The organism is Nocardioides kongjuensis, assembly GCF_013409625.1.
Classification (GTDB): Bacteria; Actinomycetota; Actinomycetes; order Propionibacteriales; family Nocardioidaceae; genus Nocardioides; species Nocardioides kongjuensis.
This window is the reverse complement of record NZ_JACCBF010000001.1, coordinates 4,145,855-4,161,587: the sequence shown is the minus strand read 5'-3', so window position 1 is coordinate 4,161,587 and position 15,733 is coordinate 4,145,855. Positions and strand designations below refer to the sequence as shown.

General features: G+C 72.5%; 15 protein-coding genes and 1 tRNA gene. 12 read left to right on the top strand and 4 right to left on the bottom strand.

Annotation, left to right across the window (positions count from 1 at the left end):
- Positions 1-50: 50 nt before the first annotated feature.
- Entirely contained in the window at positions 51-1,016 is a 966-nt protein-coding gene (locus BJ958_RS20060) for an EamA family transporter (protein WP_343052752.1), read from the top strand.
- A gap of 35 nt (positions 1,017-1,051) precedes the next feature.
- Here the strand turns inward: BJ958_RS20060 and BJ958_RS20055 are convergent, their stop codons facing one another.
- The 3 genes from BJ958_RS20055 to BJ958_RS20045 form a co-directional block, all read right to left on the bottom strand.
- Positions 1,052-1,621 carry an NADPH-dependent FMN reductase gene (locus tag BJ958_RS20055; protein ID WP_179728628.1) on the bottom strand — a complete coding sequence of 190 codons (570 nt, stop codon included), beginning with the start codon at positions 1,619-1,621 and terminating at the stop codon, positions 1,052-1,054.
- Positions 1,622-1,785: 164 nt separating this feature from the next.
- Positions 1,786-2,340 (bottom strand): YceI family protein, encoded by a 555-nt coding sequence (locus tag BJ958_RS20050; protein ID WP_179728627.1) that lies wholly within the window; start codon positions 2,338-2,340, stop codon positions 1,786-1,788.
- A gap of 101 nt (positions 2,341-2,441) precedes the next feature.
- The gene (locus BJ958_RS20045; protein WP_179728626.1) at positions 2,442-2,828 is read right to left on the bottom strand and encodes a cupin domain-containing protein; all 387 of its coding nucleotides are present in this window, start codon (positions 2,826-2,828) and stop codon (positions 2,442-2,444) included.
- Positions 2,829-2,931: 103 nt separating this feature from the next.
- Here BJ958_RS20045 and BJ958_RS20040 point away from each other — a divergent pair, with 103 nt between their 5' ends.
- From BJ958_RS20040 to BJ958_RS20025, 4 genes are all read left to right on the top strand, one after another.
- Positions 2,932-3,396, top strand: a complete 465-nt coding sequence (locus BJ958_RS20040) for a MarR family transcriptional regulator (RefSeq protein ID WP_218865894.1) — start codon at positions 2,932-2,934, stop codon at positions 3,394-3,396.
- 102 nt (positions 3,397-3,498) lie between these two features.
- The gene (locus tag BJ958_RS20035; protein WP_179728624.1) at positions 3,499-4,005 is read left to right on the top strand and encodes a SigE family RNA polymerase sigma factor; all 507 of its coding nucleotides are present in this window, start codon (positions 3,499-3,501) and stop codon (positions 4,003-4,005) included.
- Positions 4,002-5,168: a TolB family protein gene (locus BJ958_RS20030; RefSeq protein WP_179728623.1), complete on the top strand. Its 1,167-nt coding sequence runs from the start codon at positions 4,002-4,004 to the stop codon at positions 5,166-5,168. The genes BJ958_RS20035 and BJ958_RS20030 overlap by 4 nt, the downstream gene beginning before the upstream one ends.
- A gap of 77 nt (positions 5,169-5,245) precedes the next feature.
- A complete protein-coding gene (locus BJ958_RS20025) occupies positions 5,246-6,418 on the top strand; it encodes a hypothetical protein (protein ID WP_179728622.1) in 1,173 nt (390 codons plus the stop codon).
- A 63-nt stretch (positions 6,419-6,481) separates the two neighbouring features.
- Here the strand turns inward: BJ958_RS20025 and BJ958_RS20020 are convergent.
- Positions 6,482-6,565 (bottom strand) — tRNA-Leu (locus tag BJ958_RS20020).
- Between the two features lie 168 nt (positions 6,566-6,733).
- Between BJ958_RS20020 and BJ958_RS20015 the strand changes: the two genes are divergently transcribed.
- The 7 genes from BJ958_RS20015 to pknB are packed head-to-tail and all read left to right on the top strand — an operon-like array spanning position 6,734 to position 15,733.
- On the top strand, positions 6,734-7,483 hold the full coding sequence (locus BJ958_RS20015) for an FhaA domain-containing protein (RefSeq protein WP_179728621.1): 750 nt from the start codon (positions 6,734-6,736) through the stop codon (positions 7,481-7,483).
- Positions 7,476-7,940: an FHA domain-containing protein FhaB/FipA gene (locus BJ958_RS20010; RefSeq protein ID WP_179728620.1), complete on the top strand. Its 465-nt coding sequence runs from the start codon at positions 7,476-7,478 to the stop codon at positions 7,938-7,940. Before BJ958_RS20015 ends, BJ958_RS20010 begins: the two co-directional genes overlap by 8 nt.
- Positions 7,941-9,395, top strand: coding sequence for a PP2C family protein-serine/threonine phosphatase (locus BJ958_RS20005; RefSeq protein ID WP_218865890.1), 1,455 nt, complete (start codon positions 7,941-7,943; stop codon positions 9,393-9,395).
- 8 nt (positions 9,396-9,403) lie between these two features.
- A complete protein-coding gene (locus tag BJ958_RS20000; protein WP_179728619.1) occupies positions 9,404-10,792 on the top strand; it encodes an FtsW/RodA/SpoVE family cell cycle protein in 1,389 nt (462 codons plus the stop codon).
- Positions 10,789-12,321: a peptidoglycan D,D-transpeptidase FtsI family protein gene (locus BJ958_RS19995; RefSeq protein WP_179728618.1), complete on the top strand. Its 1,533-nt coding sequence runs from the start codon at positions 10,789-10,791 to the stop codon at positions 12,319-12,321. Before BJ958_RS20000 ends, BJ958_RS19995 begins: the two co-directional genes overlap by 4 nt.
- Positions 12,318-13,844: a protein kinase domain-containing protein gene (locus BJ958_RS19990; RefSeq protein WP_179728617.1), complete on the top strand. Its 1,527-nt coding sequence runs from the start codon at positions 12,318-12,320 to the stop codon at positions 13,842-13,844. The genes BJ958_RS19995 and BJ958_RS19990 overlap by 4 nt, the downstream gene beginning before the upstream one ends.
- Positions 13,841-15,733 (top strand): Stk1 family PASTA domain-containing Ser/Thr kinase, encoded by a 1,893-nt coding sequence (gene pknB / locus BJ958_RS19985; protein ID WP_179728616.1) that lies wholly within the window; start codon positions 13,841-13,843, stop codon positions 15,731-15,733. The genes BJ958_RS19990 and pknB overlap by 4 nt, the downstream gene beginning before the upstream one ends.

Here is a 15,733-nt window from a genome sequence, read left to right as displayed (position 1 = left end):
GGGCATTTTCCGCAATCGTATGCCGCGTCGATTTCCCTAATCTTGCCGCCGTGGACGAGAGCGGTAGGAGGAGGTCGGGGTACGTCGCGCTGGCGGCGACCGTGCTGCTGTGGGCGTCCTTCGCCCTGTCCTCGCGGGCGATCGGCGGCTCCTCCCTGACCGAGCAGGACGCCGCGTTGGTGCGCTTCGCCGTACCGCTGCTGGTGCTGGCGCCGCTCCTCCCCCGCACCGTGCGGGCGCTCGCCCGCGAGCGCTGCGCGACCGTCGCGCTGCTGCTGGCCGGCGGCCTGCCGCACTACCTGCTGTTCGCGCTCGGTGCGCAACTGACCAGCGCCGGCCTCACCGGCCTGCTCGTCCCGGGCACGGTTCCACTGTTCGTCACCCTGCTCCTGCTCGGGCAGCGCCGGGTGTCACCGCGGGCCTGGGCCTCGCTCGGCGCGATCGTGGCCGGCGTCGTCGCGAGCGCGACGATGATCGGCGACGGCGCGGGACCGAGCGGGATCACCGTCCTGCTGGTGGCAGGTGCGGTCTGGGCGGTCTACACGCTGGGCCTGCAGCGCACCTCGTTGAGGCCGCTCGAGATCGTCGTCGCCGTGTGCGCCGGCTCGACACTGGCCGCACTCGCGCTGGTGGGGAGCGGCCTGGCGCCCTCCCACCTCCTCGCCGGGTCGGTGCGCCCCACCGACCTGCTGTCGTTCGTCGTCCTCCAGGGCATCGGCACCGGCCTGCTCTCCACGCTCTGCTACACCCACGCCGTCCGTGCGCTCGGCGGCGGTGTCGCCGCCGTGGGCGGCGCGCTCAGCCCGGTCGTGACCGCCGTGGCCGCCGTACCCCTGCTCGGTGAGGCGATCGGGACCGGCCTGGCCGTGGCGCTGGTGCTCGTCGTCGCCGGGGTGATCGGCTTCAACGCGGCGCCACGACCGGCGCCGGTCCGGCCTGCCGTGCTCCGCGAGCAGCCGGCTGACCTCCTCGGCGTCGTCCAGCTGCGCCCCGTGGCCGCAGCGGTCGATGCCTAGCATCGGTGCCTGTCATCGGCGCCTGTCATCGGTTCCTAGGTGTTGCGGGGCAGCACGGTCAGCACGCGCTCGACGTGGTCACGGAACTCCGTGAGGTAGCCGCGCAGGAAGTCCGCCGTCGCCTCGTCGGTGACCTGCCCGTCGACGTACACGTCGGGGTTGAAGTAGATGTAGGCCTCGGGTGCGGTCATCTGGCGCGCGTTGCAGAAGCTGAGCACGCCGCGCAGGCTCTGCTGCGCGACAGCCGTCCCGATCTGGCCGATCGAGGCGCCGATCACGCCGGCCGGCACGTGGTCGAAGGAGTTCTGGCCCCACGGCCGCGAGGCCCAGTCGATCGCGTTCTTCAGCGCGCCGGGGATCGACCGGTTGTACTCCGGGGTGATGAACAAGACGGCGTCCGACGCGGCGATGGCGTCCTTGAGAGCCCGCGCCTCGGGCGGGTAGTCGGCGTCGAAGTCCGGGCTGTAGAGCGGCAGGTTGCCGATCGGGATCTCGGTGAACGCGAGGTCCGGCGGCGCCAGGTTGATCAGGGCCCGGCTGAGGATCCGGTTGATCGAGGTCGAGGAGAGGCTGCCGACGAAGTATCCGACCTGGTACGTGCTCATGGAGGGGCTCCTCACGTAGGTGCGTCGGGCGCGGGTCGCGGGACGCACCTTCGAGACTGGCACTGCTCGCAGCGGCGCGACAGGCCCGGGAGCCGGGATCTCGGCGTACGACGACAACGGCCCGCCGCGCGTTGCGCGCGACGGGCCGTCGATGACCTCGTGGGTCAGGCGTTCTTGATGGCGGAGATGTCGAACTCGAGCTTGATCTTCTCCGACACGAGCACGCCGCCGGTCTCGAGCGCGGCGTTCCAGGTCAGGCCCCAGTCCTTGCGGTTGACGGTCACCTCACCCTCGAACCCGACGCGGACGTTGCCGAACGGGTCCTTCGCCGAGCCGTTCTCCTCGAACTCGATGGTGACCGGCTTGGTGACGTCCTTGATCGTCAGGTCGCCGGTGATGGTCCACTCGTCACCCTCACGCGAGACGTTCGTGGAGACGAACGTCCACTCCGGGAACGCGGCGGTGTCGAAGAAGTCCGGCGAGGTCAGGTGGCCGTCACGGTCCGCGGACCCGGTCGAGACGCTGGCCGGGTTGATGGTCACGGTGACCGAGGACGCGGCGGGGTTGGCGGTGTCGATGTGGGCGGTCGCGTTCCAGTCGGTGAACTGGCCGCGGACCTTGGTGACCACCGCGTGCCGGGCCACGAAGCCGAGGCGGCTGTGCGCGACGTCGAGGGTGTAGTCGCCGGTGATGTCGGTGAGGGCGGTGGACTCGCTCATGGTGCTGGCTCCTGAAGCAGTAGGACTTTGGTTGATGGGTCAACCATCTCCCAAATAGGTTGCCGTTTCAACTACTTGGCCGGTGACGCCGCTCACGGGGGTCACTGGATCCAGGCGGGCGCGACCGGCTCGGGCGTCCCACCACCGAGCGGGGTGGCCAGCCCGCCGGCCGGCCCGGCGACGACGAAGGCGGCACCGGCCGTCGTACTGACCTGCCGAGGACTGCCGGCGGGGACGACGACGGTGTCGCCGGCACTCAGCTCGATCGTCCGCCCGTCGACGACGACCGCGGCCGCCCCGTCCAGCAGGTGCCAGGCCTGCTCGACGTCGAAGACGTGCTCGGGCCCCGACTGGCCGGCCGCCATGTCGACGCGCCACATGCTCAGCGCGCCAGAGCCACCCTGGGTCGGCGAGGCGAGCGTGGTCATCGTCGCGTTCGGCGTGGTGGTGACCCGCGCGTCGGCGCGGGCGGTCTTGAGAGCGGACATGGTGCTCCTCAGAGATAGACAATGTGGTTGTCCATCACGGTAGGCTTCAGGTGCGCTACCGTCAACCAGGTTGTCGATCAGGTCTGGAGCAGGAGGTGGAGTCGTGGGCGAGCCCGCGTGGCGCGTGGTCCTGCTGCTCGCCGGTGCCTTCCGCGACGGCGTCGACGCCCTCCACCTCGAGCTCGCCGAGCAGGGTCACCCCGAGGCCCGACCGCTGCACGGCTTCGCCCTCCAGGCGATCGGCCCCGACGGCTGCACGATCAACGAGCTGGGCCAGCGCCTCGGCGTCACGAAGCAGGCCGCAGCGAAGACGGCCGCCGGGCTGGAGAAGGCCGGCTACCTCACCCGGGAGCCGGTCCCCGGCGACCGGCGGGCCGTGCGGCTGCGCCGCACGCCCCGCGCCGAGGACCTCCTGGTCGCCAGCGAGGCCGGGTTCGAGCGCGTTGCGGAGCGCTGGCGCCACCAGCTCGGCCCGACCCGGTACGACGCCCTGGTCGACGCGCTCGCCACGATCGCCGGCGACCGCCCGGTCGGCGACCTGCCCGGCTGGCTCACCCAGCGTCCCTGACCGCGGCGACGCGTCGACCCACGCCCGGTCCGTCCCCACCCGCGGGGAGCCGTTCCCTCGTTCAAGGGATGACAGGGGAATCCGGACGAGGAGAGTGGTCCCATGGACCGGGAGGTCGAGCTCAGGGAGTTCGTCTCGGCGCGCGGGGCCGCGCTCTCCCGGGCGGCCTACCTGCTCACGGGTGACCACCAGGCGGCCGAGGACCTGGTCCAGGACACCTACGTGGTGCTGGTCCGGCGCTGGCAGAAGTCCGGCACCGTGGATCCGGAGGCCTACGTCCGCAGGATCCTCTACAGCCGGTTCGTCGACGGCTGGAGACGACGGCGGCTCCTCGAGCTGCCCTGGGCGTCACCCCCTGAGACGCCGGTCGGCGATGAGGCCGGCGCGGCCGGCGACCGGCTGACCTTCGCAGCCGCGCTGGCCCGGCTCACGCCCAAGCAGCGCGCCCTCCTGGTGCTGCGGTTCTACGAGGACCTCACCGAGGCCCAGGCCGCCGCCGCGCTCGGCATCAGCCCGAACACGGTGAAGTCGCAGACCCGGGTCGCACTGCAGCGGCTGCGCGAGCTGGTTCCGGACGTGGTGGCCGAGTTCGAGGGAGCGGAGTCATGAGCAGGCTGCGCGACACCTTCGACGAGATCACCCCCGCCGTCCCCGTGTACGGCGACATCGACCGCGCCATCGAGCAAGCCGCGCGGGACCGGCGCCACCGCCACACCATCGTCGCCGGCCTCGCCGCCGCGGCCGCCGTCCTCGCCGTCGTGGCCGGCGTGCTCGCGATCTCCCGCGACGGGAACGGCTCACCGCAGCCGGTCGGACCGACGCCGAGCGAGGAGCACACCGCGATCGATCCCTTGCCGCTCAACGGTCGGGTCACCAGCGCCGAGCACTACCTCGGGGGCGATGAGGTCGGCTACGACTGGCTCTCCTTCGACGCCGTCTCGGCGACCGGGCTCTCTGTCATCCGCTTCGGCGGCGACGACCCCTCGAGCCCAGCGGAAGGTCTCGCCGTCGTGGGCCGGGCCGGTCCTGTCGCGACGCTCACCTGTGGCGAGGTCGTGCCCTGCCCCGCGACGGGCAAGCCTCGAGCCACCCTCGGGCCGGAAGCGGGCGAGATCACCATTGCTGCCGGCGACAGCACGGCGCAGGTGATCGGGTACGACGGCACGCTGCACCGGACCCTCGACCTCGGCGCGACGAGCACCGGCGGGGCGCAGGTGTCTGGCCTGCGGTGGTCGGCGGACGGCAGCCGGCTCGCGGTCGTGACCAGGCGCGATCTCGAGCCCGGGTGCGACGCCGTCTCGCAGCTGTGGCTGGTCGACCGGGACGGTCGTGACGCCCGGCTCGCCTACTCGCTCCTGGTCGATTGCGCCGCGCTGGACAAGAGCCAACCGCACCGACACGACGCTGCGGACTTCGACGGAAGGGGATCGATCTTCACCGCGAGCGGCTGGGGGTGGTCACCCGACGGGCAGACGGTCCTGCTCGACGTCTACCGCGGCACGCACAGCAGCGACGTCGTCCTGCTCCACCTGCACCCCGGCGGCGTGGCAGGCCCGGTCGTCGTCCAGGACCTGTACCACTCCCACCGCCACTTCGACTGGGCCGGCAACGTCGCCTGGTCGCCGGACGGGACCCGGATCGCCGTGCGGACTGCGCACCAGGCCTCCAGGAACACAGGGCCGGTCGTGGAGATCTCCGCCAGCAACGGCCGACGGCTCGCCGAGCACCCGGATGACGGCGGCTGGCTGATCTGGCCCGCGAAGGAGCGCTGATGGCCGCGACCTGCTGGTCGTGGAACCTCGACGGCCGCCTGCGGCTCGTCCCCGTGAGGAGGTGATCGGTCGTGTCGATGGGCCGGCGAACGATGGCGCTGGGCGCCGCAGCGGCCGCGGCCCTGGCCGTGACAGGCGTGCTGGTCACGACGAGCGGCCGGGAGCACACGCAGGGGCCGGTCGGGGCGTCATCACCTGCGTCGGCCGCACCGCCGTCGGCGCCGCCGACGCAGTCGCCCCGGACCTGGGTCGACACGCCCGTCGCCGCCCGCAAGGGCTCCGGCTGGGAGGTCCCGAACCCCCTGACGGCGGTCCAGGCCGGATGGCTCCCCCTGGTCGCAGAGCACCTCGACCCCGACGGCGGTCGGCTCGCGCCCCTGGACCGCGGCCCCGGTGTCGCGTTCACCTGGCCCGCCGGCGGCACGCCCTACTCGTACACCCACGACGGCAGCGTCGACCTGTTGACCGATCGCGGCCCGTTCGAGCACGGCTGCCGCTACCTGCGCCCCCCGCCGCCCGTCAACGGGACGACGTCGTGCCACACGAGGAGGCTCGCGGGACCACACGGTGAACGTGCCCGCATCTCCCGGTACCAGCGCCTGTGCGGTGCGTTCGACGGCCCGGCCGCGGCGTACGCGACCTGCGGCGACTACGCGGTGGCCCTCGCGGTGGAGCGCCGCGACGGGCTGATCGGATACCTGGTGATGACCGGGAGGGGTACGGCGGACCGCAACCCGCTCGCTCCCGCGGCCATGGCGGCCGCGGCCGCGGACCCACGGCTCACCCTGCCGGACGCAGCCCGGGCGGTGCCCTCGAGCCGGGTCGCGAGGACGGTCGTCTCCGACCACTTCCCCCGCTGGCGGGCCGACCCCGGAGCGCCGCTGCTGAGGGACCACCCGGGCGTCGCGTACGCCGAGGGGATGCTCGGGCCCTACGCGTTCGGGATGACGGTGTGGCTCGCGGGGGGCGACCCCGTCTGCGGACGCACCTGGCTGGTCCTCTGCGTCGAGCGCCACGTGTTCGGGGCGGACGACCCGACCACGGTGTTCGTCGGCTCCTGGGACGAGGCGGAGTGGGCGGACTGCTGCCCGCGGCACTCGCGGGCCGTCAGCCGGCGGTTCGTGTACGTCGGCCCGCGGCACACCGTGACCGCGGGGATGTACCGGATCGTCCCGAAGCACGGCGCGGGCATCGGCCCGGAGCTGGACCGACGGATGATCGACCTGCTGCTCGACCCGCGGCTCCAGTAGCGCACCTCGCGACCGCCCCGAGAAGCACGAAGGCCCCGGTCTCCCGACCGGGGCCCTCTCACGTGCGCGAGGGGGGAGTTGAACCCCCACGTCCTTTCGGACACACGGACCTGAACCGTGCGCGTCTGCCTATTCCGCCACTCGCGCGTCACTGTCATGCAACAGCCGGGCAAGGTTATCCCAGCCATCACCCCACGCCCAAAACGGGGGGTGCGGGAGCCAAGGTCCCGGGCTGGGCGAGGCGCCACCGATACGATCATGAACGGCCGGGCAGGGGGCTCGGCGAGCGAGGCGTGCGGAAGGAGGGTGGGCGACGTGGGTGGACTGCAGCGGTTCGAGCAGCGGCTCGAGCAGGCGATCTCCGGCGTGTTCGCGCGCACCTTCCGCAGTGCGGTGCAGCCGGTCGAGGTGGCGGCGGCACTCCAGCGCGAGCTCGACAACAAGGCGCAGGTGCTGTCGCGGCAGCGGCGGCTGGTGCCCAACAGCTTCGTGGTGGAGCTGTCCGACGGCGACCTTGAGCGGCTGGCGCCGTACGACTCCGCGCTGGCGAGCGAGCTGACGACCCAGCTGACCGAGCACGCCGAGCTGCAGTCCTACGTCTTCCCGGGCCCGATCCGGATCGTGTTCGAGTCCGCCGACGACCTCGGGACCGGACGGTTCCGCGTGCGCAGCCAGGCCGAGGCCGAGGTCACCGACCAGAACCGGCGACCCAGCAGCCAGCGCACCCGGGCGGTGCTCGAGGTCAACGGCACGCAGCACCCGCTGCGGGCGCCCGGACTGGTCGTGGGCCGCGGCAGCGAGGCCGACCTGAGGATCAACGACCCGGGCATCAGCCGGCGACACGCCGAGTTCCTGATCACGACCCCCACGCCCCAGCCCGGTACGACGACCGCAGCCCCCGTCCACGTCGAGGTGCACGACATGGGATCGACCAACGGCATCCGCGTCGACGGGCAGAAGGTCGCGCGTGCGGCCCTGCGCGACGGCTCGCGGGTCCAGATCGGCCACACGTCCCTGGTCCTCCGACTGCTCCAGGAGACAAGTCAGGTGGTGGACGGTGTCTGAGCTGACCCTGTTCCTCGTCCGGATCGCCTACCTCGCGATCTTGTGGATCTTCGTGCTCTCCGCGATCTCGGTGATCCGCTCCGACATGTTCGGTGCCCGGGTGCCGGCGCCGGCCGCACCCGGCAAGCAGCCGCGCGCCCCCAAGCCGGCCAGCCCGCGCCGCGGCCAGCCGACCAAGGTCGAGGTCGTGCAGGGCGTCAACACCGGCATCGTCGCCGACCTCTCGCAGGCGCCGGTGCTGATCGGACGCGGCAACGACGCGGCGATCCGCCTCGACGACGACTACGTCTCCACCCGGCACGCACGGATCGTCGAGTCCGGCGGCCAGTGGTACGTCGAGGACCTCGGCTCCACCAACGGCACCTACCTCGGCAGCCAGCGGCTCACCCAACCGGTCCCGGTCGGTCTGGGCTCGCAGATCCGGGTCGGGAAGACCATCGTGGAGCTGAGGAAGTAGATGACCGAGCCCGGCAACGAGGTGCCGCACGACCCCCAGCCCGACACGGTCGACGTACCCCTCCCCGTGACGCGCCCGCTGCTCCAGCTCGACGGGTACGCCGTCTCCGACGTCGGCCGCGTGCGCAAGGACAACCAGGACTCCGGCTACTCCGGCCCGTGGCTGCTGGCCGTGTGTGACGGCGTGGGCGGCGCGGCGCGTGGCGACATCGCCTCCGGTACGGCGATCAGCGAGCTGCGCCAGCTCGACGAGTCGCCCGGCTCGGTCGACGTGATCGACCGGGTCAACGACGGCCTGCACGAGGCGCACGTCTCGATCGGCGCCCAGGTCGACCAGGACCCGGCCCTCAACGGCACCAGCACCACCGCTACGGTCGCGCTGTTCGACGGTCAGCGGCTGGCGGTCGGCCACATCGGCGACTCACGGGCCTACCTGCTGCGCGACGGCGAGCTGTCCCAGCTGACCAACGACCACACCTTCGTGCAGAGCCTGATCGACGAGGGCCGGATCACCGAGGCCGAGGCGCGGGTCCACCCCCACCGCAACCTGATCCTCAAGGCGCTCGACGGCCTCCACGACGTGGAGCCGGACCTGTTCGCGCTCGAGCTGGTGCCGGGCGACCGGCTGTTCCTGTGCAGCGACGGCGCGTGCGGCGTGCTCGAGGACGACCGGCTCACCGAGCTGCTGTCCGAGGGGACGCCCGAGTTCTCCTCGATCGAGCTGGTGCGCGCGAGCCTGGACGCCGGCAGCTCCGACAACGTGACCTGCGTGGTCGCCGACGTGGTCGACCCCTCCGAGCACCCGCCGGCCGACCCGATGGTCGTCGGTGCCGCCGCCGACATGAGCCGGCGCCGGGCGCGCGGCCTGTTCCGCGGCCACCGCTCCGGCGACACCGGCGAGCTCGAGCCGGTGACCGCCGAGATCCCCGAGGGCGTCGGCTACGCGATCCCCGAGGACCCGATCGTCGACCCCGAGGCGCTGCGCTACGCGCCCCAGCCGCCGCCGCGGTTCGCCTGGGCGCGGCGCCTGCTGGGTGCCGCGATCGTGCTCGGCATCGTGTGGATCGCCCTGGGCACGGCGTACTGGTGGAGCCAGCAGAAGTACTACGTCGGCGAGGGCACCGGCGACAGCGACGGGTACGTCGTCATCTACCGCGGCGTCGACGTCCCCGGCCTCTCCCACGTCTACGAGGTCTCCGACCTGGAGGTCGCCGACCTGCAGGAGTCCACGCAGGAGGAGGTCCGGGGCGGCGCGATGATCTACGGCAGCGTGGAGCGGGCCCGCGCGGCGATCACCCGGATCGGCGCCAACGGCCGGCAGGCCGAGGAACCCGCGGGCACCACCCCGCCCGCCACCACGACCACGACGCCGCCGGCCGACTCGGCGTCCCCGTTCACCACCCCGACCGAGGGCGGCGCGGCCGACCTGACCACCCTCGGCCCGCAGGGGTCGTGAGTCCGGACATGCCCGCCAACTCCGCGCTGATGGGATTCGTGCACCGCCGCCGGCGGGGCGCGGAGCTGTTCCTGCTCGTGCTCGCCCTGATCGTCGGCATCGGCGCCTACGCCGCGGTCGGCCTGGGTGTCGACGGCGAGGTGCCCGCCAACCTGATCGGGTACGGCGGCTGGCTGACCCTGCTCGTCGTGGCGGCCCACGTCGCGGTCCGCATCGTCGCGCCCTACGCCGACCCGGTGCTGCTGCCCGTCGTGGCCGCCCTCAACGGCCTGGGCCTGGCGATCATCCACCGCGTCGACCTGGCCAAGGACACCGGCCTGGCGAGCCAGCAGCTGACCTGGATGACGCTCGGCGTCGCGCTCTTCGTCGGCACGCTCGTCGCGCTGCCCGACCACCGGCTCCTCGCGCGGTTCACCTACACCTCCGGCCTGGCCGCGATCGTGCTGCTGGTCCTGCCGATGGTCCCCGGCCTCGGCACCTCGATCAACGGCGCGAAGATCTGGATCTCGCTCGGCCCGTTCAGCTTCCAGCCGGGCGAGGTCGCCAAGCTGCTGCTCGTCATCACCTTCGCCGGCTACCTCGTGGTCCACCGCGACGCGCTCGCGCTCGCCGGGCGCCGCGTCGTCTTCGTCGACCTGCCCCGCGGCCGCGACCTCGGCCCGATCCTGATGATGTGGGTGGTCAGCCTCGGCATCCTGGTGCTGCAGCGCGACCTCGGCTCCAGCCTGCTGTTCTTCGGCCTCTTCCTGGTCATGCTCTACGTCGCCACCGAGCGTCCCGGCTGGCTGGTCGTCGGCGCCCTCCTGTTCTTCGGCGGCGCCACCGCGGCGTACCGCATCTTCGGCCACGTGCAGAGCCGCGTCGACATCTGGCTGCACCCGTTCGCCGACGCCGACGGCAAGGGCTACCAGCTCGTGCAGGCGCTCTACGGCTTCGCCTGGGGCGGGCTCGTGGGCCGCGGCCTCGGTGAGGGCATGCCCCAGCGGGTGCCGTACGTCGAGTCCGACTTCATCCTCGCCGCCATCGGCGAGGAGCTCGGCCTGACCGCCGTGATGGCGGTGCTGCTGCTCTACGGCCTCGTCGTGGAGCGCGCGCTGCGCGCCGCCCTGATCTCCCGCGACGGCTTCGGCAAGCTGGTCGCGACCGGTCTCGCCGCGGTCTTCGCGCTGCAGGTCTTCGTCGTCATCGGCGGCGTCACGCGGCTGATCCCGCTGACCGGCCTGACCACACCGTTCCTGTCCTACGGCGGGTCGTCCCTGGTCGTGAACTGGGTGATCATCGCGATCCTGCTGCGCATCTCCGACCAGGCCCGCCGTCCCCTGCCGGACCTCGCGCCCGACGCGGAGGACCCGGACGAGCAGGCCACCCAGATCGTGAAGGTGGTGACCGAGCGATGAACAAGCCGATCCGCGCAGTGTCCATCTTCTGCATGTTCTTGTTCCTCGCCCTGATGGCGAACGTGACCTACGTGCAGTTCGTGAAGTCCGGCTCCTACAACAAGGACCCGCGCAACGCCCGCGTCGCCGAGGCGTCCTACAGCCGCGAGCGGGGCCAGATCATCGTCGGCGACGAGCCGGTGGCGACGAGCAAGCCGGTCGACGACCGCTACAAGTACCTGCGCGTCTACCCCGAGGCCGGCGCCCGGATGTTCGCCCCGGTCACCGGCTACCTGCAGCTCGGCAGCCAGACCGGCATCGAGCGCAGCCAGAACGCCGTGCTCACCGGCGAGGACCCGCAGCTGTTCGTGACCCGGCTGGTCGACCTGCTCAAGGGCGAGACCGCGCAGGGCGGCAACGTCGTGCTCACCCTCGACGCGGCCGCGCAGAAGGCCGCGTTCGAGGGCCTGCGCGACACCCTCGGCCCGCGCGGCGAGGGCTCCGTGGTGGCGATCCAGCCGAAGACCGGCCGGATCCTCGCGATGGCCAGCTACCCGTCGTACGACCCCAACGAGCTGGCCAGCCACGACTCGGCGAAGGCCTCGGCCGCCTACCAGCAGCTCGACGCCGACGAGCGGGAGCCGCTGCTCAACCGGGCGATCCGCACCCGGCTGTTCCCGGGCTCCACGTTCAAGCTCGTGACCGCGGCGGCGGCGATCGAGAACGGCAAGTTCCACGCCGGCGACCAGGTCCCCGCAGGCGCGACCTACCAGCCGCCGGGCACCAGCCACCGGATCGCCAACGACGGGCGCAGCCAGTGCAGCCCGGCCAAGATCTCCTTCGCGACGGCCATGGAGTGGTCGTGCAACACGACCTTCGCGCAGCTCGCGGTCGACGTCGGCCCCGACAAGATGCGCGCCCAGGCCGAGGCCTTCGGCTTCAACAGCGACTACCTGCGCGACCTGCAGGGCCAGGTCCAGTCGGTCTACCCGGCCGACGTCGAGGTCCCCGAGAGCGAGGGCGGCGGCACCCGCGAGCTGAGCCTCGCCGAGACCGCGCAGACCGGCATCGGCCAGAACACCGTGCAGGCGACGCCCCTGCAGATGGCGATGGTCACCGCCGCGATCGCCAACCAGGGCACGCTGATGCGGCCCTACCTCGTCGAGAAGGTGCAGACGGCCGGCTTCAACGTGCTGCGCACGAGCGAGCCCGAGGTGTTCAACGAGCACGCCGTGTCGGCCCAGACCGCCGGCGAGCTGACCCAGCTGCTCGAGGCGACGGTCGACAACGGCACGGCGTCGCCGGCCGCGATCCCCGGCGTCAAGGTGGCCGGCAAGACGGGCACGGCGCAGCGCGGCGACTCCCTGTGCAGCGCGGGCGGCAAGCCGCCGTACGCCTGGTTCGTCTCCTTCGCGCCCGCGGAGGACGCCGAGGTGGCGGTGGCAGTCATGATCGAAGAGGCGCCCGACGTGGCGTGCGGCGAGATCGCGGGCGGCCAGCTCGGTGGTCCGATCGCGAAGGCAGTGATGGAAGCGGTGTTGAAGAAGTGACCTCCGAGCAGAGCAGGTACGCCGACCGGGCCGGTCGCTACCGCCTCGACTCCATGATCGCCACCGGCGGCATGGGCGTGGTCTGGCGCGCGACCGACACCCGGCTCGGCCGGCCGGTCGCGGTCAAGGTCCTCAAGCCCGAGTACGCCGACGACTCGCTGTTCCGCAGCCGGTTCGAGGGCGAGGCGCGCAGTGCCGCCGCGCTGCACCACCCGGGCATCGCGGGGGTCTACGACTACGGCGCCGGTGAGGACGGCGGCGACCTGCCGCCGTACCTCGTCATGGAGCTGGTCGACGGCCAGCCGCTCTCCGCCCTGCTGTCCAACGCCCGCGCCAGCGACCGCACCCTCGACACGGGGGTCGTCCAGGACCTGATGGCGCAGGCCGCCGACGCCCTCGGCGTCGCCCACCGCGCGGGCATCGTGCACCGCGACGTGAAGCCGGCCAACCTGCTGGTCACCCCCGACCGCACGGTCAAGATCACCGACTTCGGCATCGCCCGTGCGCTCGACTCGGTGGCGCTGACCCGCACCGGCTCGGTGATGGGCACGCCGCAGTACCTCAGTCCCGAGCAGGCCCGCGGCAACCCGTCGACGCCCGCCTCCGACGTCTACTCGCTCGGCGTGGTGGCCTTCGAGTGCCTGTCCGGGCGCCGCCCGTTCGAGGCCGAGACGCCGGTCGCGACCGCGCTCGCCCACCTCCAGCAGCCGGTCCCGCAGCTGCCGCCCAGCGTGCCCGCTCCGCTGGCGGCCGTCGTGCGCCGCGCACTGGCCAAGGACCCTGCCGAGCGGTACGCCGACGGCGCCGCCTTCGCGGAGGCGCTGCGCTCGCCCGAGGTCGCGGCCGCGGCGGCGACCCCGGAGCCCGACGACGGCACCCGGGTGCTGACCGGGGTCGTGCCGCCCGTGCCGGTCCCGGTCCCCACTCCCGCCGAGCCGCCGTCCCAGCCGATGCGCCGCCTGGACAGCCCGTCGGCGTACGCCGGCGACGCCCGGCCCGCGCCGGACGACGACGAGCGGCGCAAGTCGCCCTGGCCGATCGCCCTCGCCGTCATCGTGCTCGTCATCCTCGCCGTGGTCGCGGCCGTGCTGCTGCTCGGCAACCGCGGTGACGACACCCCGGCGGTCGACGACACGAGCACGACGCCGACCACCGAGGCGACCACCGAGTCCTCCGAGCCGACCACCGAGCCGACGACGGAGCCGACCACCGAGGCGCCGAAGACCGTCGAGGTCGACGAGGACCAGTACACCTGCTTCAGCGACTACCACGACGCCGTCGCCGACCTGCGCGCCGACGGCCTCAAGGTCACCTGGGAGCAGGACTCCCGGACCAACGACGGCGGCTGCGACGAGGGCACCGTGTCCCGGTTCTCCCGCAACGGCACCCTCACCGTCGGCGACTCGATCGTCGTCTACTACTGGGGCCCGGTCCCCGAGGAGCCGACCACCGAGCCGACCCAGCCCAGCAACCCCGTCACCCTGCCCACCGCTCCCACCGACCTGACAGGTGGTGCCCAGTGACCACTCCTCCGCACGAGCCCGGCGCCGGCCGGCCCGTCGTCGGCGGACGGTACGAGCTCGGTGAGCTCCTCGGCCGCGGCGGCATGGCCGAGGTCCGCAAGGGCACCGACACCCGGCTCGGTCGGGTCGTGGCCGTCAAGCGGCTGCGCACCGACCTCGCCAGCGACGCGACCTTCCAGGCCCGCTTCCGCCGCGAGGCGCAGTCGTCCGCGTCGCTGAACCACCCCGCGATCGTCGCGGTCTACGACACCGGCGAGGAGCGCACGACCCACCTCGACGGCAGCACCGAGGTGGTCCCCTACATCGTGATGGAGTACGTCGCCGGCCGCACGCTGCGCGACATCCTGCGTGAGGGCCGCAAGATCCTGCCCGAGCGCGCCCTGGAGATCACCAGCGGCGTGCTGTCGGCGCTCGACTACAGCCACCGCGCCGGGATCATCCACCGCGACATCAAGCCCGGCAACGTCATGCTCACCCCGTCCGGTGACGTGAAGGTGATGGACTTCGGCATCGCCCGCGCGATGAGCGACGCCCAGTCCTCGATGACCCAGACCGCGGCCGTCGTCGGCACCGCCCAGTACCTCTCCCCCGAGCAGGCCCGCGGCGAGACCGTCGACTCCCGCTCCGACGTCTACTCCGCCGGCTGCCTGCTCTACGAGCTGCTGACCGGCCGGCCCCCCTTCGTCGGCGACTCCCCGGTGGCGGTCGCCTACCAGCACGTCCGCGAGCCCGCCGTCCCCCCGTCGCGGCACGAGGACGACCTCACCCCCGAGGTCGACGCCATCGTGATGAAGGCGCTCGCCAAGCGGGTCGAGGACCGCTACCAGTCGGCGGCCCAGATGCGCGCCGACATCGAGCGCTACCTCGCCGGCCGGCCGGTGCAGGCCGTGCTGCCCGCCGAGACCAGCGAGACGTCGGTCGTCGCGCCGCGGCACGCCGCCCCGGTCGAGCACCACGAGACCGCCGTCCGGCAGCCGCTGCCGCCCGACCGCGACCGCGAGAGCGACCGTCGCAGCCGGGCCACCCTGTGGGTCCTCCTGGGCCTGCTGATCGCCGCGCTGATCGGTACGGCGTTCTTCGTGCTGCCCCGGCTCTTCGACAACACGCCGCCGCCGGAGCGGGTGCCGAACGTCGTCCGGATGACCGAGGACGACGCCCGCGCCGCGATCGGCAAGGCCGGTTTCGAGGTCGGCACCGTCAGCGTCCGCAACGACGACACCATCGAGGCCGGCCGCGTCATCGAGCAGGACCCGGTGGGTGACGACTACGTCGAGGCGGGCAGCCGGATCAGCTTCGTGGTCTCGCTCGGCAAGGGTCAGTTCGCGCTGCCGTCCGTGGTCGAGCAGAAGCGCAAGGCGGCGATCCAGACCCTGGTCGACGCGGGCATCGCCGAGCGCAACATCACCGAGCGCGAGTGCGACACCGACGAGCCCAAGAACACCGTCGTCGAGCAGAACCCGGCCGCCAACACGATGGTCGACCAGGACGCCACGGTCGAGCTGTGCCTGTCCGACGGGCCGGAGACGGTGCCGAGCGTGGTCGGCATGAAGCAGGCCGCCGCCGAGCAGGCGATCCGGGACGCCGGCTTCGTGCCGGTCGTCCGACCCGCGTCGGCCGACGACACCAGCCAGAAGAAGGGCCGGGTCACCGAGCAGATCCCCGCAAACGGGACGCTCGCGAAGGGCTCCAACGTCGTCATCTTCGTGTCGACCTACGAGCCGGCACCGCCGGTCACCGACACCGACGGCGACGGGCTGCCGGACGCCGACGAGGCTGCCCGCGGGACCGACCCGACCAACCCGGACACCGACGGCGACGGCGTCAGCGACGGCCAGGAGGTCGCCAACGGGACCGACCCGCTCAACCCGCTGGGCCGCGTGCGTCCCTGA